The following is a 20651-nucleotide window of genomic DNA, read 5'->3' on the forward strand; positions in this document are numbered from 1 at the left end:
GAGGTGTATAATAAAATTTACGGGAACCCATCGGGACTTTTGTCCCCGCATAATAGAAGAAAGGTGTGATCGCGGAAATGGAGATCAAAAAAGCCGCTGTGGCCGGCACCATGGAATCCAGCGATGTCTATGTGGAAATCAAACCGGCATCGGATATCGCGGTGCAGATCGAATCGGTGGTAGCACAGCAGTTCGGCGAGGAGATCGAGCGGGTAGTCCGGCAGGTGCTGGAGGAAAACGGCGTCAAGGGCGCCCATGTATCCCTCAATGACAAAGGCGCTGTGGAATGCGTCATCCGGGCCCGGGTGGAAACTGCCATCCGGCGTGGGGAAGGAGAGCGAGACCAGTGAGAAGAAGTATGCTGTTTATGCCGGGCAACAACCCCGGTATGCTGCTCAATGCAGATATTCTGGGAGCGGACGCCGTCATTCTGGATCTGGAGGATGCCGTTTCTCCTGCGGAAAAAGACGCCGCCCGTATTTTGGTGCACAATGCCATCAAAACCCTGAAATATAAATGCGAAGTATGTGTGCGCATCAATTCCATTGACACCACATTCTGGAAAGAGGATCTGGATGAGATCCTGCCTCTTGCTCCTGACCTGATCATGCCGCCTAAGATCAGCACAGCACAAGATGTGCTGGTGGTGGATGCCTACATGACCGAACTGGAAAAGAAGCACGGTATGGAAGTGGGCACAGTCAAGCTGATTCCTTTGATTGAAACTGCGCTGGGCGTGGAAAATGCCTATGCCATTGCCAGCAGCTGTCCCCGTGTGGCGGCCATGCTGCTGGGCGGCGAAGACCTGACCGCCGACCTCCAGTGCAAACGCACCAAGGAAGGCAAGGAGATCTTCTACAGCCGCAGCCGTATGGTGGTGGCCGCCCGGGCCGCCGGGGTGGACTGCTATGACACCCCCTTCACCGATGTGAACGACGACGAGGGCCTGCGGGAGGATGCCGCCTTTGCCAAAGCGCTGGGTTTCACCGGCAAATCCTCCATCTCTCCCCGCCATGTGGCCGATATCAACCGGATCTTCAGCCCCACCCAGGCCGACATCGAATACGCCCAGGAAGTGATGGAGACCATCCGTGTGGCCAAAGAGCAGGGCAAGGGCGTTGTGTCCCTGCGTGGCAAGATGATCGACGCGCCCATCGTCACACGGGCCCGTCAGGTTCTGGAAATGGCAAAAGCAATGGGGGTGCTCATCGATGAATAATTCCAAAGTGGTTTCCTCCATCAAGGAGGCAATCCAGCTGGCCGGGCTGAAAGACGGCATGACGATCTCCTTCCACCATCATCTGCGCAACGGCGACTATGTACTCAATATGGTCATGGACGCCGTGGCCGACCTGGGGATCAAAGACCTGAATGTGAATGCGTCCTCTGTGTTCGACACCCATGAGCCCCTGATCGGGCACATCAAAAACCATGTGGTCACCGGCCTGGAAGCCGATTACATCGGCGGCGTAGTGGGCCGGGCCATCTCCCACGGCGTACTGGATAAGCCGGTGACCTTCCGCTCCCATGGCGGACGCCCCAGCGACATCGAGCAGGGCCGCAGCCCCATTGATGTGGCTTTTGTGGCGGCGCCCACTTCCGACACCATGGGCAACTGCTCCGGCAAATACGGCAAATCGGCCTGCGGCAGCCTGGGCTATGCCTTTGCCGATGCCATGTATGCCAAAAAAGTGATCGTCATCACCGACAACCTGGTGCCCTATCCGCTGGCCGATTTCTCCATCAGCGAGATTTATGTGGATTATGTGGTGCAGGTGGAGAGCATCGGCAACCCGGCAGGCATCGTTTCGGGCACCACCAAGATCACCCGTGACCCGGTGGGTCTGGTGATGGCCCAGTATGCGGCCAAAGTCATTGAACATTCCGGCCTGCTGAAAGATGGTATGAGCTTCCAGACCGGCGCCGGCGGCGCTTCACTGGCTGCGGCCAAATACCTGAAGGACATCATGCTGGAAAAAGGAATCAAAGGCAGCTATGGCCTGGGCGGCATCACCAGCTATATGGTGGATATGCTCAACGCCGGCTGCTTTGAGGCGCTGCTGGATGTGCAGTGCTTTGACCTGGGCGCTGTGGAGAGCATCCGCACCAATCCCCGTCACCGGGAAGTCACCGCCTCCCACTATGCCAGCCCCTCGGTGCGCTCCAGCGCTGTGGACAGCCTGGATGTGGTCATCCTGGGCGCCACCCAGATTGACACCGACTTCAATGTGAATGTGCACACCGATTCCAATGGCTATATCATGGGCGGCAGCGGCGGCCATAGCGATACCGCCGCCGGGGCCAAGATGGCCATGATCATCGCTCCCCTCACCCGGGCCCGCCTGTCCATTGTGGTGGATCGGGTGCTCACCGTTTCCACCCCGGGCAGCACCATCGATGTGCTGGTGACCCAGCGGGGCATCGCCGTCAACCCCCGTCAGCAGGAGCTGAAGGAGCGCCTCCAGAAGGCCGGTCTGCCCATTGTGGAGATCCAGGACCTGAAGCGCATTGCCGAAGAGCTCACCGGCACTCCCAAGCCCATTCATCTGGGAGATAAAGTGGTGGCCAATGTGCTCTATCGGGACGGCAGTCTGCTGGACACCATCAAGAGCGTGGACTAATAGCAATCAAACAGAAAAAGTGCCCCATGGAAGCCATTCTTTCATGGGGCCCTTTCTATCGGAAAAAGGAGGACAAAGGCCGTGCAGGGTGATTTTTTGCAGGAGACCTATGAGGGTGGACTGAAAGGGGTGGTGCGCCGCCGGGTGGAGGAGTTTCTTTCCCGCCAGGGACTGCGCTATGACAAGGGAATCCAGTACACCGTGGTTCTGTATGACCGGCAGGGAGAGGTGGCCGCCACCGGCTCCCTGGAGAAAAATGTGCTCAAATGCATCGCCGTGGACGAAAAGTGGCGGGGCGAGGGCCTGACGGCCACTGTGGTTTCTGCTTTGCTCTCCCAGGCCTTCCAGCAGAACCGGCAGCATTTGTTCCTCTTTACAAAGCCCCGCAACAAGCAGATGTTTCTGGAGTTTGGCTTTTATGAGATCAGCCGCACTGAGGATATCCTGCTGATGGAAAACAAAAAAGACGGCATCGACTCCTTTGTCGCTTCCCTCCGCAGGGGCCAGGGGAGCCAGGGGGCGGTGGTGGCCAACTGCAATCCCTTTACCCTGGGACACCGGTATCTGATCGAGCAGGCGGCCAAAGCCTGCGACACACTGCATCTTTTTGTCCTTTCAGAGGATGCCAGCCTGTTTCCAGCCGATGTACGCATGGAGCTGGTGAAAAAGGGGACAGCCCATCTTCCCAATGTGCTGGTGCATCCCACTTCCGATTATCTCATTTCCTCAGCCACTTTCCCCACCTATTTTCTCAAGGAAGAGCAGATCGAAAAGGGAGCAGGGGGGCAGCTGGACCTGGTGGTTTTTGGTCAGCACTTTGCCCCGGCCTTGGACATCCGCTGCCGGTTTGTAGGGCAGGAGCCCTTCAGTCCCATCACCGCCCTGTATAACAAACAGATGCAGGAGATCCTCCCTAGGTTTGGTATCCAGGTGGTGGAGATCCCACGGAAGGAAGAAGGGGGAGCAGCCATCAGCGCGTCCCGGGTGCGCGCCCTTTTGGCAGAGGGGAAGATGGATGAAGTAAGGGCTTTGGTGCCGGACACTACATGGGAATTTCTGCAAAGCCCGGCAGGGCAGGATATTGCCCGGAAAGCGGGGGAGAGCCGGTGAACAAAGCCTGGACAGAAGGGCCACACCCTGCTTTGGAGCAAGTGCTGGAGTGCCGGGAAGAGCGGGCCCACCGTCAGCAGGAGTGGCTGAAAAAGGGGAGCACATTGGTGGTGCTCACCCTGAATATGCCCGGCCCCTGCAAACGCTTTCCATTAGGGGATTGGAGCGCACGGCAGGGAGCCAAGGCTCTGCGGCGACAGCTTGCAGGCTGGGGATTTCCTTTTCTGGAAGAAAAAGAATACGCTACTCCGGCGGGGATCGAGTATTTCCTCCGGGTGGAAGGGCAGCCCCGGCAGGTCAAGGAAGCCACACTCCTTCTGGAAGAACAGGAACCTCTGGGTAGATTGTGGGATGCGGATGTGCTCTATGGAACGGGAGAGAAGGTCTCCCGGCGGGAACTGGGAAAAGAAGAGCGGCAATGCCTGCTTTGCCCCCGGCCCGGGGCGGAGTGCGGCCGCAGCCGGGCCCACGGTCTTGATCAGGTGGTGGAAGAAGTCCACCGGCGGATGAAGCAGGCTCTGGCCTGGGAGATAGGTGCCTTTTGCGGCGCCTGTGCCCAGCGGGCGCTGCTTCACGAGGTGTGCTGCACCCCCAAGCCGGGACTGGTGGACGGACAGAACAATGGCGCCCACCGGGATATGGACCGGTTCACCTTTTTGGATAGCGCCGCCGTGCTGGGGGATTATTTTGCCGCCTGCGCCCGGAAAGGGGTGCTGTTCCAGGGTTCACCGGAGGAGCTTCTATGGCGCATTCGCCCTTTGGGGCTGCGGGCAGAAGAGCAGATGGCCCAGGCTACAAAAGGGGTCAACACCCACAAAGGGGCCATCTTTTCTCTGGGCATTCTGTGTGCCGGGGCCGGACGGCTGCTGGCAGAAGGGGCGGCAATCGACGAAGAGACTTTGTTTTCCCTGGCAGGGCAGATTGCAAGCCCGGCCTTGAATGATCTGGAGAAACAGGGGGAGGACACCGCAGGGCGGCGTTTTTATCAAAAAAGCGGCGTTCTGGGGGTGCGGGGCCAGGCGGCCCAAGGCTTCCCCCAGGTGCGGCAGTGGGGACTTCCCCAACTAAACAAGGCTCTGAGCCGGGGATACAGCTGGAATGGGGCCTGCGCCCAGGTCCTTTGCGCCCTGATGGCCCATACAGAGGACACAAACCTTCTGCACCGGGGCGGGGAAGAAGGCCTGCATCTGGTGCAGAAGCAGGCCGCTGCTCTTTTGGAGCAATGCCAGGAAGAGCAGGCGCTGGAAGAAGGCCTTTCCCGGCTGGACAGCCTGTTTACCGAAAAAAATCTCAGCCCGGGAGGCAGCGCCGACCTGCTGGCCGTCACTTTGTTTGTGTATTTTGTCATAACAGGGCGGGAAGGCTTTGACAATGCCTTGGGGCTTTGATACAATTAAGTCTAGACACTGGACAAAAAACGGCTTCATGCCGGTGATCAAATGAATGAAGGGGATAATCATGCATAAGTACATTGAAGTGTTGCAAAAAGAAGTGGCGCCCGCCCAAGGGTGTACCGAGCCCATCGCTGTGGCGTATGGCGTATCCATCGCCGCCGAGCAGCTGGAAGGGCCGGCCGAAAGCATTCAGCTGTATCTCAGCGGTAACATCGTCAAAAACGCCTTGGGGGTGGGCATTCCGGGCACAGGCCGTACCGGCATCGACATCGCGGCTCTTCTGGGCGCCGTCATCCGCCGGTCGGACAAGAAGCTGGAGATCCTCAATGGAATGACTGATGAGCAGCTTCAGCAGGCCGAAGCCCTGCTGGACAAGAAGATCCTGAAGGTCTCCCTGAAAGAGGATACCACAGAGCGTCTGTATATCGAAGCGGTGGTGCAGGGCGGTGGACACACCGGCCGGTGCATCATTGTCAAATCCCACACCAATGTGGTGCTCATCGAGAAAGACGGCGTAGCTTCTCTGAAAAAAGAAGTGGCCGCCAGCGAAGAAGCAGATGATCATGTGGAGATGTCGGTAAAAGAGATCTATGAATTTGCCACAACCATCCCCTTTGAAGAAATTTCTTTCCTGCTGGAAGGGGCCAAGATGAACCGGGCCGTTTCTCAGGAAGGTCTGCGGGGCAATTATGGCCTGCAGGTAGGCAAAGCATTCAGCGGCGCCCTGGGCGGTTTGATGCAGCCCACTCTGGGCGGCGATATTGTGGCCGCGGCGGCTGCGGCTTCCGATGCCCGTATGGACGGCTGCCCCATGCCGGTGATGACCACCGGCGGCAGCGGCAACCAGGGCATCTCCTGCACAGTGGCCGCCACTGCTTTGGCAGAGAAGCTGGGCAAGAGCGATGAAGAACTGGCCCGGGCCCTGGCTCTCAGCGATTTGATCACCGTTCATATCAAGAGTTATATCGGCCGTCTGTCTCCCCTGTGCGGCAGCGGCATTGCCGGCGGCACCGGTTCCTGCTGCGCCATGATCTATCTCATGGGCGGCAAGCTGCCCCAGATTGAAAAAGGCATCCAGTCCATGCTGGCCAACCACATGGGCATGATCTGCGACGGCGCCAAGACCACCTGCGCCCTCAAGATCGCCACTGGCATCCAGTCGGCCGTGCTCTGCGCCACCCTGGCCATGCAGGACATCGCCCCCACCGAAAAAGAGGGCATTGTGTGCAAGGATGTAGAAGAAACCATCCGGGGCGTGGGCCTGCTTTCCAACGAAGGCGTGCCTCAGCTGGATCCCACCATCCTCCAGGTAATGCTGAACAAATAAGAAAACAGTTCTTTGGGCCTCCGCCTTTTGGCGGAGGCCTTTTTCTTTCTCAAAATAGGGGCTGGCGGAATCCATAAGAAGAGGGTATACTGGGGAGAGAAACAAACGGGAGAGAAAGCCGCTGTCCGTTTTATGGGACAGAAAGCCTGGTATACTGAAAACAGTAAAAGAAACTGTTTTTTGCAGAAAAAGGAGGGCTTTCTCAATGGAATACACCATGGAATATAAAAACGGTCACATCGAAGTCTATGATTTCAGCGGACGGTTTCTCTTTTCCGCCGACAACATGGAGGAGGCCCGCTGGGATCTGCGGGAGATGGGTGTGGCCTGCTGAAAGGAGAGGGAGCCGTGCTGGAAGGAATTTTGCTGGCCATCATTGCCGCGCTGGCGCTGCTCCTTTTGCTGCGGGCCGGAAAAAGAAACAGACAAAGCCCCGAAGGGCCGGAGCAGGAACAGGAGCGGGAAGAAGGTCCGCTGCTGGATGTTCTGGCGCTGCGGGGCTTTTCCTATATCCCAGGCGGAGAACACCTGGCGTTGTGGGAAGGGGAGAACCTGATCTTCAGGAGGGAGACGGAAAATCCCTTTGATCCCAAAGCAGTGGCCGTTTTGCGGGAAAATGGGCAGAGAATCGGTTATCTGCCCAGGGAATACAATGCCATTCCGGCGGCACTGTTGGAGGAAGGTATTTTGCTCACCGGGCGGCTGCGGCTGGGAAATTACGGCAAAAAGGAGGTGGAGATCCATTGGCCCAGGAGCTGAAGGAAGAGCGGATACAGGTGCCTATCCAGGTGGGAGTGGCGGAAAGCCGCTGGCTGCTTCCGTCGCCTGGGCAGTGGCAGGAGATCCTGGAAAAGGGCCCCTGGTCCCCTGGGGAGATTCTTCGATGGATCGCGTTGACAGATGGGGAAGCACAGGCCGAAGAACAGTGGCTTCAGATGCTGCGCACCTATTCCGCTCAGTTAAAAGAAGAGCGGGCGGCCCGGGAGTTGACATTGGATGTGGCGGAAGGGCTTTTTCCCGGAGAAACAGAGCCGGTGGCCCGGGTTTTGCTGCGGGATCTGACGCTGGCCCGGCAGGTGATGGCCTCCTGTGCGCCAGCGGAATTTTGCCTGCTTTTGCTGAAAGGCTGCGTATCAGTCGGAAGGGACGAAGCCAGAATGCTGCTGGAAAGTTACCGCCAAAGCCCGTTGGCGGAACAAAGGGAAAGCTGGCAGAGTATGACAGAAAAACTGGCTGCCTGGGCTTTTGCAGAAGGCAAAGGGGGAAAGGCGCTGGAAGAGCTGCTGACCCTTCTGCCCCAGGAGAGACGGCAGGCTCTGGGAGCGCTGGCCCGGAGACAGAAAAAGACTCCGGTAGAGCGGCGCTATCCCGTCCCCCATCATACCGGCCGGGTGGGGGAAGAACTGATCCGCATGGTGATCCAGCGGCAGATGGATGGTCTGGGGGCGAGGCGGCCCCGGCGCTTTGGCGGATTGTTTCTGGACCTGGTGCTGCTGCGTCCGCCCCGGCCAGCAGAGAAGGAGACCTTGCCTCTTTTGAATGAGGAAGGAGCCGATCTGGGAAGGCTTCCTTTGGAGCGGCTTCCGGAGCACCAGCGCCGGATGGTGGAATGCATGGTAAAACAGGGAGAGAGAGTGTTTGTTTTGCTGGATGGAGAGATTTCTCTCCCCTCGGCAGGACTTTGGTGCGCTGCACTCTATTGGAAAAGGAAAGGGGATGAAGAAAGTGGATAAAAAGCAGAAAACCATAACATCCCGGGAGATCGGGGAGATCATCCGCCGGGATTTTTTCCGGAAATACCGCCGTTTTGCCTCTTTTCCCGGGTCGGGGCAGCGTGACGCTGCACCCATGCTGCGCTTCCGCGCTGTGCAAGAAAGCCAGGGAAGGCTGTGTTCACGAAAGTATGGCCGCCCCGGGGCGGACCTTTTGGGAGGCAAAGAGGCCCTGGGCTATGCAGGGCTGGACAAATCACCCCGCATCCAGTGGAAGGAGGATGAAATATGGCCAAGCGCTCCGGACAAAAACTGAAGCTGCTCTATCTGATGAAAATTCTGTTGGAGCAGACCGATGAGGATCATGGGCTTACCATATCCCAACTGGCACAGAAACTGGAGGAATGGGGTGTCAGTGCCGAGCGGAAGAGCCTGTATGATGATCTGGAGACTCTGCGGGTTTATGGGCTGGATGTGATCTCTCCCCAGGGGCGGGGAAGCTATGGGGTGGGCTCCCGCCTGTTTGAGGTGGCCGAGCTGAAATTGCTGGTGGACGCCGTTCAGTCCTCCCGGTTTATCACCGCCAAAAAATCCCGGGAGCTGATCGGCAAGGTGGAAAGCCTGGCCAGTGTGTATCAGGCCCAGACCCTTCAGCGTCAGGTCTATGTGGCAAATCGGATCAAGACCATGAATGAAAGCATTTACTATAACATCGATGCTTTGCATCAGGCTATCGCACAGGGAAAGCAGATCAGCTTTCGCTATTTCCAGTGGGCGGTGGGAGAGGCGGGGGAGGATGCAGTGGCCCGCCGGTTCCGCCGGGAGGGGGAGCGGTATAAGGTCAGTCCCTGGGTCCTTACCTGGGACGATGAAAACTATTACCTGGTGGCCTATGACACGCCGGAGCAGAAGATCAAACATTTTCGGGTGGACAAAATGGAAGGCATTCGTCTGGAAAAAGAAACGAGGGACGGTGCAGAGCAGTTCCAGAAGTTTGATATGGCGGTTTATTCCCGCCAGGTGTTCGGGATGTATGGCGGCGAGGAAGAGCGGGTGCGGCTTCGGTTTGCCAATCACCTGGCCGGGGTAGTGGTGGACCGGTTCGGCAAGGATGTGCCCATACGGCGGGATGGGGAGGATCATTTCACCGTGTGGCTTTCGGTGGCCGTCAGTCCCCAATTTTTCTCCTGGGTGCTGGGCTTTGGAGAGGAAGCACAGATCCTGGAGCCTGAGTGGGTATGGGAGCGGCTGAAAACCCATCTGGAAAAAACTTTGGCACTCTATGAATAAAAAAGGCCTGTCTGGAGCAAAGTTGCTCCGGACAGGCCTTTTTTATGAAAAATCTCAATCAAAAGTGGCTTGGGATGTGTTGACGGAGTGCTGGCAGCGGTTGTCGATATTCACTTTGTTGCCGGAGAAGGAGCTGCCGTCAAAATTCAGAGTCAGATCGGTGGGCACATTCTCCAGAAGCACGGCGGTGCCGCAGTTGAGGAAAGTATTGTCGTTGAACATGGAATGGGAGGCAGAATTACCGGTGCTGTTGAAGTGGAAGCCCACTTCGCAGTTTTCCACCCGACTTTCGATCAGGTTGACCCAGGCATAACCATAGCCCAGCATACCGGTTTTCCAGCCGGAGAAGTTGCAGCGGGTGGCCCGGGCCCGTACACCGGCGGAAAGACCTACCGAGGTGCCGTCGCCCACAAAGTCAATGTCATAAAAATAGGAAATGCTCCGGTCCTCGCCCACCAGCTGCACGGTGTCGGTGAAGGTGGTGCGGTCTCGCCCTTCGGTGCAACCATAGAAATTGAAGGGACGGGAGTCGATGACCAGCTCCCCTTCATAGGTGACAGGCGGCAGATAGATGTTGACGATATCGGAGGGGGCGGTTTCCCGGGCGATCTGATCCAGCAGGGCCTGAAGGTCGGAAATGGTATCCATCTTGGTGTCCTGGTACCGATAGTTATAGGTGGGGATCTCCTGAATGATAAGATCCTGGGACAGACGGATCTGATCTCCGTTTTTCATTTTGATGTTCCACACCATCTGGGTGTCGCCGCTTTCCACGGTAAAGTCGATGAGGGTGATCAAAGCGGCATCGGGGGAATAATCCGGCATGGGGGTCGGCTCACTGCACACAGTAGGGGAATCGGTGTCGGTGAGTGGATGGACTTCCATGGACACGCTGTCCACCAGTTTCATAAATTCTTCGTTGGCATCGCTGCCGGTGTCCTGGTCATTGATGTAAAAACGCATGGGGAAGCGGTATTGTTCATCGGCGGCGGCCCGCTGGGTGACAGAGGGCGTGGGCTGGTTCCGGGTATCGGGATAGCCCAGGGTGAGTTGATAGTTTTTTCTATCAGCGGAATAGAACACTTCCCCTTGCCCTTCATAGGTTTCAGGCCGGGAGACGGTATAATAGCCGATGAAGCCGGCTCCTACCAGCAAAATCGCCACGATCACCGGCAAAACCCGTTTCGGCCGGAAGCGGGGAATGCGGGAGGGACGGCGGGTGGAAAGATCGCTGGCGCAGTGAGGGCAAAAAGAAGCCCCCTCCGGCAGGGATGCACCGCAATGTGGACAGGTTTTTTCCAAGAGAATGACCTCCTTCGGACAAAACAAGTACTATGCAACGGGCATATTGTATCTTTTTTGCCATTGTTATAAAGTAAGAATAGAAAAGTATACCGATTTTCAGGAAAAAAGTAAAGGGAGGGTACAGCATGGAGAAAAAGGATACCAATGACCTGCGCCAGGAACTGATGGAAGCGGGAGACATCGATTCCTATCTTCGGGAGAATCAGGAAAGTTTTGCCACGGCTCCCGTCGCCGGACTGCTGATGGAGATCTATGAACAAAAGAATCTTTCCAAAGCGGCCCTGGCTCGGGGGGCAGGGATGAGCGAAGTATATCTCCACCAGGTGTTTGCCGGAAGGCGCAATCCTTCCCGGGACCGGCTTTTGTGCCTGTGCATCGGCCTTTCGGCCACGGTGGAGGAGACCCAGAAACTGCTGCAATATGTGGGCTATGCCCAGCTCTACCCCCGCAACAGGCGGGATGCCATCGTGCTCTATGGCCTGATCCATGGTCAGGCGCTGACGGAGATCAACGACAAGCTCTTTGAGGAAAACGAAAAGACTCTTTTTTGACATATTTTCCTTAGAAAAAGCGGGCACTGGACAGCTCCAGGGTCTGATTTACGGGATTTTGGATGTCCTGCCCGTTTTCCTGGAAAATAGAACCATACAGGTTGATGGGTACTTCCATAGGCTCCTGTTCCAGCAAAAGGCCGGTGCTGTTTTGCAAAAATTGAGTCTGATAAAAAGACAGAGTGCGCCGTTTGGGAGGCGAACCGGTGAGATGGATGGCCACCTGGTTTTGAATGAAAAGGCAATCGGAAGTGTAGATGGTGCCTGTTCCGTCTGCCAACAGACCGGTGTCAAAGCCGGAGAAGGTGCATCGGTTCAGATGAAGATGTCCGCGGGAGGAAAGGCCGGTGCCGTCTCCGGAAGAACGGAAGACCAGATCGTGAAAATAACAGTCCGGTCCTTCGTCCCACAAAAGCTGGATACCGTCTTGAAAAACGGTCTCTCCTTCCTGAGAGCCATACAGGCAGGTGGGGTGGGAGAGGTTCAGCGTGCCGGCATAGGTAATGGGAGGAAGGTGCAGCTGGATGATTTCCTCCGGAGCGCATTCTTTTTCCGCCTGTGCCACCACCGATTGCAGCTGTTCCATGGTTTCCATGGGGTAATCTTTCCAATGGTAGGAACGGACGGGCAGTAATTTCACTTCCAGATTCTGCGATATTTGAATGGTGTTGCCGCTGTCCATTTCCAGCGTCCACAGCAGTTTTCCCCGTCCGGCCTGGCCTTTGAAACGCACATTGCATACCAGGGTGGAGCCAGGGACGGTATCTGTGGCTTTTTTGGGCTCTTCACAGGAGAGGGAGTCTCCTTCCTCCTGGAGAAGCTCCACCGAAAAACTTTTCAGCTTGTGAAGGAAGAAGCCGGCTGAGTTTTCGCCGCTTTCCGGATGATGGACAAAGAGAGGAACCTGGCCCATGCCATCATAGCCGGGCATGGTATAGAAAATCTGCTCTGCCATAGGCTGTTCCTGGGTGTTCATGGTGCCCAGAGCCAGGTAAAAACGGCCGTCCGCTCCGGAGTAGGAGATCTCTCCTTCTCCTTCATAGGTACGGGGGAGGGCTCGGGTGGACAGAAACCGGGGCAAAGCCAGAGAAACGCCGATGCAGAGAAAAAGGATAAAAAGAGATGCCAGTCCCCAAATCCTGCGGCGCCAGTGTTTCCGTTTTCCCAGGGTTGGCATGGACAGGGGCTGGGACGAAAGAATCTTCTGAGCGCAATAGGGGCAGAAAGAGGCTTTGAGGGGGAGGGAGGCGCCGCAGTGGGGACAGACTTTGGAAAGCTGGGAACTCATAGGGCATCCGCCAGCCGGAGAACATTTTTGTACCGGCGCTGAGGATTTACATGGGTGCATTTTTCCACCACCCGGCCCAGATGACCTTCTGCCAGCTTTTTGGAAGGATGCTCCCCTGTGCGCATCACATTGATGAGAATGCCCACAGAATAGATGTCGGCCAGAGGGCCCGACTGGGACAGACCGTATTGTTCCGGCGCGGCAAAGCCGGTTGTGCCCAGAATATGAGTATCGCTGTCGGCCTGGGGTTTGTGGAGCCGGGCGGCGTCAAAATCGATGAGCACCGCCGTATCGCCCCGCAGGATGATGTTTTCCGGCTTTACATCCCGGTGGACAGCCCCCAGGGAGTGGAGGGCCCACAGGGCCTGGCACACCTGGGCGACGATCTTTTTGGTCTCTTCCGGAGAAAACAGGGATTCCTCCAGAAGGAAACCCAGGGTATCTCCCTGAATGTATTCCTCCAGCACCAGGTTTTTGTCTTTCCCTTCCGCCGCCTCATAGACGGTGGGCAAATGGGGACAGGTATAGCGGAGCAGTTTGCGGTATACTTCGCAGTTGCCGTAAAAATCACGGAGAACAAAAAGCTGTCCGCTTTTTTTGTGGCGGATCAGATCCACATGCCCCCGAGGGCTTTCTTTCATCCGCCGCACCAGATCGTATTCCTGCTGAAGTATTTGTGAAAACCAGGTGTAAATGATGGATCCCTCCCTGTATCCCTCTGTTTCAGAGGGGTTGTGCATCTGTTTTAAGTTTAGACGATTTCCGTTCAAAAGTAAAGGAGTGTGGAAATGAAAGGAAAAACAACAGGGGAGCTGCTGAAAGAGTTGATGTCTCCGGGCAGCTTCAGTTCCTATCTCAGCCGGAACCGGGAGCAGATGATTGAGCCCAATGTGGGGGAGGAGCTGGACAGGCTTTGCCGCAATCAGAAGCTCTCCAAAGCGGCGGTGGCCCGGCGCAGCGGGGTCAGCGAGGTTTATCTCCACCAGGTGCTTGCCGGCAAACGAAGCCCTTCACGGGACAGAATTTTGTGTCTGTGCATCGGCCTTTGCGCCCCGGTGGAGGAAGTACAGAAACTGCTGCGCCAGGCGGGATTTGCCCCGCTGGATCCGCGGATGAGCCGGGATGCTCTCATTCTGTATGGCCTGGCCCGGGGGCAGAGCCTGCCGCAGATCAACGGCGCTTTGCTGGTGCAGGGGGAAAAGGCTTTGTAATATTACACAAAAAAAGTCTCCGGTGCTCCGGAGACTTTTTCTTTTTATTATTCGATGGATTTCAGGCTCTGCACCATGTCCACTTTCTTGAGACGGAAGTGCATGGCGATGTTGACAATAACGGTGAAGAGCAGCGTGAGCAGAGCAGAAAACAGAAAGGTTAAGGCATCCAGGGCGGGATTGAACATGACGGCATCCACTTCCGAGGTGTGGATGACAAAACGGAGGAAGGGAATGCCCAAAAACAGTCCGGCTATCATGCCCATCAGGGAAGACAGGATATTTTCCCGATAGATATAGGCGGAAACCTCTCCATCATAAAAGCCCAGCACCTTGATGGTGGCGATTTCCCGTACCCGCTCTTCGATGTTGATGTTGGCCAGGTTGTAAAGCACCACGAAGGCCAGCGCGCCGGCACAGACAATGAGCACCAACACAATATAATTCAGACTGTCCACAATATCGCGGAACTGACTGCCGGAGGATGCGGTGTAATTGATCATCAGGATATTGTTGTTGGTGAGAAGCTGGGAGGACAGGGCGTCTTCTGTGGCATCCGGGGTCATGTTCACCAGAAAGCCATTATAGGAGACCGGCTGGCCCCACAGAGCTTCGTACTGAGTGGGAGAGAGATAAATCAGATTCAGGGTGTAGTTTTCGGCGATGTCCACCACCTGCACCGAATAGCTTTGGCTGCCGTCCGGGGAGAGGGTGACGGTATCGCCCACCTCCACATCCAGCAGGCGGGCCATTTTTTCGGTGAGCACAGCCCCTTCCTCGGGCAGCGCGATGGCCTCACCGTCACCCCGGTGGCGCAGGGCCACATAATCCGAAAGGGCCTGGGGGTCTTCCGGCACGAAGAGGTACAGGTTTTTGGTGACGCCGGCCCGAGAAATGTCGATGGTGCTTTGGCGCACCGCCATGGATTCCTCTACAAGGGAGCTGTTTTCCAGCTGCTGGGCGATCTCCTGCTGTTCGTCCCCTGTGATCTTGTCATCAAAGACCGCCATGGCATCATAGAGGAAAATTTCATCGTACTGCATGTCCACCACCGATGCAATGGCGTGCTGCAAACCAAATCCGGCCACCATCAAGGCGGTGCAGCCGGAAATGCCTACCACGGTCATCAAGATCCGCTTTTTGTAGCGGAACAGATTGCGGGCGGTGACCTTCTGCAAAAAGCTGAGACGGCGCCACAGGGGAGTGAAGCGCTCCAACAGCACTCGTTTGCCCGAGCGGGGCGCTTTGGGGCGCATCAGCTGGGCGGGAGATTCCGACAAGGCGTGGTGGCAGGCGGCCAGAGCGGTCAGCCCGGTGCAGGCCAAGGCGGCCAGCGTGCACAAAATGGCATAGCCCCACCGGAAGGGAGTCAGGCAGTCGGGGAGAATATACATGATCCGGTAGGCGTTGAAAATAATGGTGGGGAACAGCTTGAAGCCGATCAGAAGTCCGATGATGCTGCCGAAAAAGCTGGCAGACAGGGCATAGACCAGATACTTGGCAATGATGGCTCCTTTTCCGTAGCCCAGGGCCTTGAGGGTGCCCATTTGGGTGCGGTGCTCTTCCACCATGCGGGTCATGGTGGTCAGACACACCAAAGCGGCCACCAGAATAAAGAATACCGGGAAGACGGCGGCGATGCGGTCCACCCGCTGGGCGTCGTCGGTAAATTCGCTGTAACCGGGATTGTTGGACCGGTCCAGCAGATACCATTCCGGAGAACCCAGGTCGTTTAAGTCGTGGCGGGCCTCCAGGATCCGGGCCCGGCCTTCTTCGATTTCTGCTGCGGCCTCATCCAGCTGCTGCTGGCCTTGGGTCTTTTGGGATTCCAGCTCTTCCACACCTTGCTGGTATTCGGCTTTGGCGCTTTCCAGCTGGCTCCAGCCCTGGTTCAGTTTCTGTTCGCTGCTAGTCAGGGTGATGGCCTGGGAGTCCAGCTGGACTTTGCCTGCATTCAGCTGGGCCCGGCTTTCTTCCAGGGAGGAGCGGGTGCTCTCCAGCTGGGCACTTTTGGCGGAAAGCTCTTCTTCCACACCGCCCAGCACGCCTTCCAGCTGGACAGCAAAGGCGGCTTTTTCCTCTCCTTCCGGGGCGGCCAGCAGATATTCCCTCAAAATCTGAGAGAAGGAAAAGGCCGATTGGGGCACAAAGGCATCCAAAGCGGCAGAGGTGTCCAGCACGCTTTGTACCTCAGAGGGAATGGGTTGATCCGAAGGGAGACTTTGGGTGGAATAATTGTTCATCAGCCCCCGTACACTCTGCACCAGAGAGGAAAGGCTTTGCCACTGGCTTTCTCCCTGGGCCAGTTCGGCTTCTCCGGCAGAAAGGGCCTGATTTTGGCTCTGCCACTGGCTGAGGGCGGCATTGTACTGGGCCTTGCCGCTTTCCAGCTGTTTCTGCTGGCTTTGCAGAAGGCTTTGGTTGTCCTGGATCTGCTTTTGGGCACTTTGCAGCTTTTTCTGGGCCTCGGCGATCTGCTGCTCAAAAAGGGCTTTGTTTTCTTCGTACTGGGCAATGCCTTCATCCAGCTCCGCCTGAGAGGCGTCGATGGCGCTTTTGGCCTCGTTGTAAATCTCGTCGTGGCGGGTCTGCTCCTGCTCTTCCGCCAGCTGTTCCAGCACCGGTGTTTTTTCATCCATCACATCCTGGTATTCGTCCTCGTAAAAGGGGAGAGTCTGGGTGTCTTTGTAGGTGAGAAATACATCGGTATAGACCTCATAGGCAAAGGCCTCTTCCGGCAGATAGAGAAAAGAACGGATAGAGCCGTTGCCCATATTGCTGCTGCCCCGTTCAAAATTGATGTACATGGGGGATTCCACCACGCCCACAATGGTAAAGGTCTGGATTTTCAGGCTCTCCGACAGGTCGCCTTCTTCCAGGAACAGGGTAATGTTCTGGCCTACTTGGAAGCTCTCGCCGGAATACATCCCGTGCTCCACCAGGCATTCGTTTTCCTTTTCCGGCCAGCGGCCTTCCTTGAGCACCGGCAGATTGACGGTGTCCTCTTGTTCCTGGGCGCCATTTTCCCAGCTCCAGGCCCGCACCAGCATAGGATCCCCCTCGGCCGGCTGCACAAAGGCGTCCACTGAATAGGAGGGGGAAACACAGGCAATATCCTCCTGGGAACGCAGACTGTTCACATCTTCTTCCGTGAAGCCCATGGAGGATTTCAGGTGCATATCCATCAGGTTCTGATCCTGAAAATATTGTTGGGCGGTCTCTTTCATATCCGGGCAGGTGGATTTGATGCCGGCGAAAAAGCCCACACCCAGCAGCACGATACACAAAATGGAAAGATACCGGTTGTGGGTGCGCCGGATCTCCACCAGAATATCGTGGAAAAGAGCTTTGTAGCGTTTCATCTGATCACCACTCGATTTCTTCCACCGGTACGGGATGGGGATTTTCTTGGATCTGGGTCACTTTGCCGCTTTTCAGGTGGATTACCCGATCGGCCATGGGAGCAATGGCCGAGTTATGGGTGATGACGATGACCGTCATCCCCTGTTTGCGGCAGGTATCCTGCAAAAGGGACAGAATGGTCCGTCCGGTTTCGTCGTCCAGAGCGCCGGTAGGTTCATCGCACAAAAGAAGCTTGGGATTTTTGGCCAGGGCCCGGGCGATGGATACCCGCTGCTGCTCGCCGCCGGAAAGCTGGGCAGGGAAATTGTTCATCCGGTCGGAAAGGCCCACCTGACGCAGAACGGCGGCGGCATCCAGAGGATTGCGGCAGATCTGAGCGGCCAGCTCCACATTCTCCAAAGCGGTCAGGTTCTGCATCAGATTGTAGAACTGAAAAACAAAGCCGATGTCGTTGCGCCGGTAGCCGGTCAGCTGGCGGGGAGAAAAATGGGCCACATCGGTGCCGTCCACCAACACTTCCCCTTCATCACAGTTGTCCATGCCCCCCAGAATGTTGAGCACTGTGGTTTTGCCTGCGCCGCTTTGGCCTAAAATAATGCAAAATTCTCCCTGGCCGATGGAAAAACTCACGCCATCCACTGCTGTAATGGTCACTTCACCCATTTTGTAGCGTTTGGTCACATTGCGCAGAGACACAAAGCCTTCCATAAAACCATCCTTTCCCATAAGAAAACAGGGCCGGAGCCTGAAAATAAATCCATTTTACTTTAATTATAATAAATATATCATATCACAAAGAAAGCAGGGGAGAAAGAGCCGGGTTTAAACAATATGTGAACAAGAGAAAAGGCCGCCAGCCGGCGGCCTTTTGAGCGTGTCGAAAAAGTGGCTTTCGCCACTTTTTCGAGTTTTTGCAAGGGCCTGCATGCAGCCGATTGGCCGCTTTTGGCGGTCAATCGGCTACACTTGCCCCTTGAGAGGTGCAAAAACCGGCGCACAGGTCGCCGGTTTTTGCGAATCAATAAGAGGTAAAGAACCCCCTTTCCTCTGGCCATATCGGTTTATCGACAGACTGTGTCAATATAATCACGAATGGTCAGCGGGAGGGAAGGGAATGCCCAGCAAAGAAGCGGCGGCTTTCCGGTTCTCCTGTTCCAATTCCGCCAGTTTCCGGCAAACTGCTTCGGCGCCTTCCGGGTTTTCCTTGTCCATCAGCTGGTCGATCTGCTGGCACAGCCAGTTTTCCGATACCTGCTCCAGGGTACAGCACCGGTCACTCTGGCCGATGTAGCTCATAAAGCCGGACACTTTGATGTCATAGCTTACGGCGAGACAAGGTGTGCGGGCCACAGCAGAAAAAACAATGGAATGAAGACGCATGCCGCACAAAAGCCGCATTTTTTTCAGAAGGGCAATGGTCAGGCGCACATCCTCCGGGGCATCCCCCAGTACATAGTGGGGCGTGTGGAGACGGGAGGCCACCTGCTTGCAGGCGTGAAGGTCCCGGGGCACCTCGATGGGCAGCAAAAGGGCGGTGAGCCCGTATTTGTGATAGGCGTATTCCGCCGCTTTGGCAAAGACCTCAAAGCCGTGGAAAGTGCCCCAAGGCCGCAGGGCCAGGCAGAAATATTTCCCATCCACCGGCACGCCGTGGGAAGAGAGGAACCGGTCGGCTTCCTGGGGGGAAGCGGGAGCGAGAATGGTGGCCGGATCGGCCGCCAGACGGATATCCGGCTTGACCACATGCATATCGCTCAGTTCCTGCTGGGAAATGGTATCCCGCAGAGTGATGATGTCCACGCTGCGGTTGAGCACCTGGCCGGCCAGACGGCGGTTGAAGGGGCGGGACACATGGCCCACGCCGCAGCCGTACATCTGCACTTTGCATCCCAGCTTATGGGCGATATAAATGGTGTAAAGATAAAAATACAGGCTGCGGCTGGAAGTGGCATCCTGGATCAGGCTGCCGCCGCCGTTGATGAAGAGTCTGGCCCGGCGCATGGCCCGGCGGAAGCGGAAGAGATGGAAGGTATAGACGGCGTCCACTTCGTGGAGCAGTCGGGTCTCGGCAGGCTTGCGGGTCATGACGGTCAGGGGAGACAGCGGGTCCAGTTCCTTCATGGCGGAGATGATGGCCCCCAGAATGGCCTCGTCACCGGAGTTTCCCCGGCCGTAAGCGCCGCAGATGACAATGCCGTTGCGTTTGCCCCGTGCCTCACGGGCCTGGATGTATTCATAGATCTGGCTTTGGCGGGCGGCCATGCCTTCCAGAGAATAAATGCGGGAGGCTTTTTCCAAAAGGCGCTGCCCGAACAGGCGGCGCAGGTTTTCGTCCTGGCACAGGCGCACCATGTAGGAGGCAAAGGTGTCCACATCCCCCGGCTGGAAGATGAAGCCGTTTTCCCCTTGGTCGATCAGCTTGTGCATTCCTCCCACATCGGAGGTGATGACGGCGCATCCTTCCTTCACGCCTTCCAGGATGGAATAGGGGAAGGATTCCGAGATGGAGCAGAGCACATCGATATCACAGGATTTGAAGAATCGGCCGATGTCCGACACCCAGCCGCAGAAGCAGACGCTGTCGCTGACACCCAGCTGGGAAGCCAGGGCTTTCAGCTTGTCCATGTCCTCTCCGTCGCCGCCGATCAGCAGCTTGAGCCGCTTTTCCTCCTGCCGGGCCTTGGCAAAGGCCTGCAGCAAAGTGGGAATGTCCTTCACCGGAGTGAGGCGGGCGGCAATGCCCATAACCACATCCCCGGGGGTATAGTTCAGCCCCTGCTGGCGCAGGTATTCCTCCCGGTCAAAATCCGGGGTCTTCTGGGTGAAATCCAGGCCGTTGTAGATGGTCTGGATCCGGGAAGGACGGAAGGAACGCTGGATGAGCATTTTTTTGAAGGTGTCCGACACCGTCACATGATAATCCATCAGCCGCAGGGCGGCGGAATTGAGCCGGCCAAAGGTCTGGCGGCGGAGGAAGGAATGCATATAGTCCAGCTTGTAGTCGCTGTGCACCGTGGTGATGACGGTGCAGCCCAGAGTCAGCTTGAGAAAGATGCCCACGGTGTTGGCTTTGGCTCCGTGGCAGTGGACGATATCCGGTTGAAACTCCCGGGCAGCATCCCTGGCCAGGAGGAAATCCCGCAGAGGAAAGCCCGATTGGATCGCCAGGGTATCAATGCCGGCTTTTTGGGCATCCTGGGCAAATTCCCCCTTCCGCATACTGAGAAGCTTGAGGGTGTGCTGGTCCTTCAGGCGGGAACACAGGGCCAGGATATGGGTCTTGGCGCCGCCCCGGTCGCCGCCGCCGGCGATGTGCAAAATTTTCATGATTTCCTCCCGAAAGCCGTAGAAGTCGGCGTTGATTTCATGTATAATCCAAAAGTACAGGCCCCTGTTTTTTGCAAAAAGGGGAATGTTCATACTGTTTTATTATATCGGATCCCAGGGGCATGGTCAATACGGAAGGCCGGCCTCAACAT

The 20651-nt window shown here is 56.6% G+C and carries 19 protein-coding genes; 13 read left to right on the plus strand and 6 right to left on the minus strand.

What is annotated here, in order from left to right:
- Positions 1-77 precede the first annotated feature (77 nt).
- The 11 genes from citD to H6A25_RS04010 all read left to right on the plus strand — a co-directional run bounded on the left by citD (position 78) and on the right by H6A25_RS04010 (position 9454).
- The gene (gene citD, locus H6A25_RS03965) at positions 78-350 is read left to right on the plus strand and encodes a citrate lyase acyl carrier protein (RefSeq protein WP_118426717.1); all 273 of its coding nucleotides are present in this window, start codon (positions 78-80) and stop codon (positions 348-350) included.
- Positions 347-1219: an aldolase/citrate lyase family protein gene (locus H6A25_RS03970; protein ID WP_204750702.1), complete on the plus strand. Its 873-nt coding sequence runs from the start codon at positions 347-349 to the stop codon at positions 1217-1219. The genes citD and H6A25_RS03970 overlap by 4 nt, the downstream gene beginning before the upstream one ends.
- Complete coding sequence (gene citF, locus H6A25_RS03975) at positions 1212-2621, plus strand: citrate lyase subunit alpha (RefSeq protein WP_204750703.1); 1410 nt, start codon at positions 1212-1214, stop codon at positions 2619-2621. The genes H6A25_RS03970 and citF overlap by 8 nt, the downstream gene beginning before the upstream one ends.
- 81 nt (positions 2622-2702) lie before the next feature.
- A complete protein-coding gene (citC, locus tag H6A25_RS03980; RefSeq protein ID WP_204750704.1) occupies positions 2703-3731 on the plus strand; it encodes a [citrate (pro-3S)-lyase] ligase in 1029 nt (342 codons plus the stop codon).
- Complete coding sequence (gene citG / locus H6A25_RS03985) at positions 3728-5119, plus strand: triphosphoribosyl-dephospho-CoA synthase CitG (RefSeq protein WP_204750705.1); 1392 nt, start codon at positions 3728-3730, stop codon at positions 5117-5119. The genes citC and citG overlap by 4 nt, the downstream gene beginning before the upstream one ends.
- Before the next feature lie 70 nt (positions 5120-5189).
- Positions 5190-6452 carry a serine dehydratase subunit alpha family protein gene (locus H6A25_RS03990; RefSeq protein WP_243423225.1) on the plus strand — a complete coding sequence of 421 codons (1263 nt, stop codon included), beginning with the start codon at positions 5190-5192 and terminating at the stop codon, positions 6450-6452.
- 205 nt (positions 6453-6657) lie between these two features.
- Complete coding sequence (locus H6A25_RS12955; protein ID WP_256447891.1) at positions 6658-6786, plus strand: hypothetical protein; 129 nt, start codon at positions 6658-6660, stop codon at positions 6784-6786.
- 14 nt (positions 6787-6800) lie between these two features.
- Positions 6801-7211 carry an HIRAN domain-containing protein gene (locus H6A25_RS03995; protein ID WP_204750706.1) on the plus strand — a complete coding sequence of 137 codons (411 nt, stop codon included), beginning with the start codon at positions 6801-6803 and terminating at the stop codon, positions 7209-7211.
- The gene (locus H6A25_RS04000) at positions 7196-8185 is read left to right on the plus strand and encodes a hypothetical protein (RefSeq protein WP_204750707.1); all 990 of its coding nucleotides are present in this window, start codon (positions 7196-7198) and stop codon (positions 8183-8185) included. Before H6A25_RS03995 ends, H6A25_RS04000 begins: the two co-directional genes overlap by 16 nt.
- Positions 8169-8480, plus strand: coding sequence for a hypothetical protein (locus tag H6A25_RS04005; protein ID WP_204750708.1), 312 nt, complete (start codon positions 8169-8171; stop codon positions 8478-8480). Before H6A25_RS04000 ends, H6A25_RS04005 begins: the two co-directional genes overlap by 17 nt.
- Positions 8453-9454 (plus strand): helix-turn-helix transcriptional regulator, encoded by a 1002-nt coding sequence (locus H6A25_RS04010; RefSeq protein ID WP_204750709.1) that lies wholly within the window; start codon positions 8453-8455, stop codon positions 9452-9454. The genes H6A25_RS04005 and H6A25_RS04010 overlap by 28 nt, the downstream gene beginning before the upstream one ends.
- Before the next feature lie 54 nt (positions 9455-9508).
- Here H6A25_RS04010 and H6A25_RS04015 read toward each other — a convergent pair whose 3' ends face one another.
- A complete protein-coding gene (locus tag H6A25_RS04015; RefSeq protein WP_204750710.1) occupies positions 9509-10756 on the minus strand; it encodes a zinc ribbon domain-containing protein in 1248 nt (415 codons plus the stop codon).
- A 128-nt stretch (positions 10757-10884) separates the two neighbouring features.
- On the opposite strand from H6A25_RS04015, the gene H6A25_RS04020 reads away from it, so the two are divergent.
- Positions 10885-11310 carry a helix-turn-helix domain-containing protein gene (locus tag H6A25_RS04020; protein WP_204750711.1) on the plus strand — a complete coding sequence of 142 codons (426 nt, stop codon included), beginning with the start codon at positions 10885-10887 and terminating at the stop codon, positions 11308-11310.
- Between the two features lie 10 nt (positions 11311-11320).
- On the opposite strand, the gene H6A25_RS04025 is transcribed toward H6A25_RS04020, so the two are convergent.
- Together H6A25_RS04025 and H6A25_RS04030 are read right to left on the minus strand one after the other, a co-directional pair.
- A complete protein-coding gene (locus H6A25_RS04025; protein WP_204750712.1) occupies positions 11321-12598 on the minus strand; it encodes a zinc ribbon domain-containing protein in 1278 nt (425 codons plus the stop codon).
- Positions 12595-13239, minus strand: coding sequence for a protein kinase domain-containing protein (locus H6A25_RS04030; protein ID WP_243423226.1), 645 nt, complete (start codon positions 13237-13239; stop codon positions 12595-12597). The genes H6A25_RS04025 and H6A25_RS04030 overlap by 4 nt, the downstream gene beginning before the upstream one ends.
- A 147-nt stretch (positions 13240-13386) precedes the next feature.
- Between H6A25_RS04030 and H6A25_RS04035 the strand changes: the two genes are divergently transcribed.
- Positions 13387-13809, plus strand: coding sequence for a helix-turn-helix domain-containing protein (locus tag H6A25_RS04035; RefSeq protein ID WP_204750714.1), 423 nt, complete (start codon positions 13387-13389; stop codon positions 13807-13809).
- Between the two features lie 47 nt (positions 13810-13856).
- Here the strand turns inward: H6A25_RS04035 and H6A25_RS04040 are convergent, their stop codons facing one another.
- The 3 genes from H6A25_RS04040 to csaB form a co-directional block, all read right to left on the minus strand.
- Positions 13857-17171 carry an FtsX-like permease family protein gene (locus H6A25_RS04040; RefSeq protein ID WP_204750715.1) on the minus strand — a complete coding sequence of 1105 codons (3315 nt, stop codon included), beginning with the start codon at positions 17169-17171 and terminating at the stop codon, positions 13857-13859.
- A 4-nt stretch (positions 17172-17175) separates the two neighbouring features.
- Entirely contained in the window at positions 17176-17880 is a 705-nt protein-coding gene (locus tag H6A25_RS04045; RefSeq protein ID WP_204750716.1) for an ABC transporter ATP-binding protein, read from the minus strand.
- A gap of 378 nt (positions 17881-18258) precedes the next feature.
- Complete coding sequence (csaB, locus tag H6A25_RS04050) at positions 18259-20499, minus strand: polysaccharide pyruvyl transferase CsaB (protein WP_204750717.1); 2241 nt, start codon at positions 20497-20499, stop codon at positions 18259-18261.
- Positions 20500-20651: the final 152 nt, after the last annotated feature.

The organism is Intestinimonas butyriciproducens, assembly GCF_016901775.1.
GTDB lineage: Bacteria > Bacillota > Clostridia > Oscillospirales > Butyricicoccaceae > Pseudobutyricicoccus.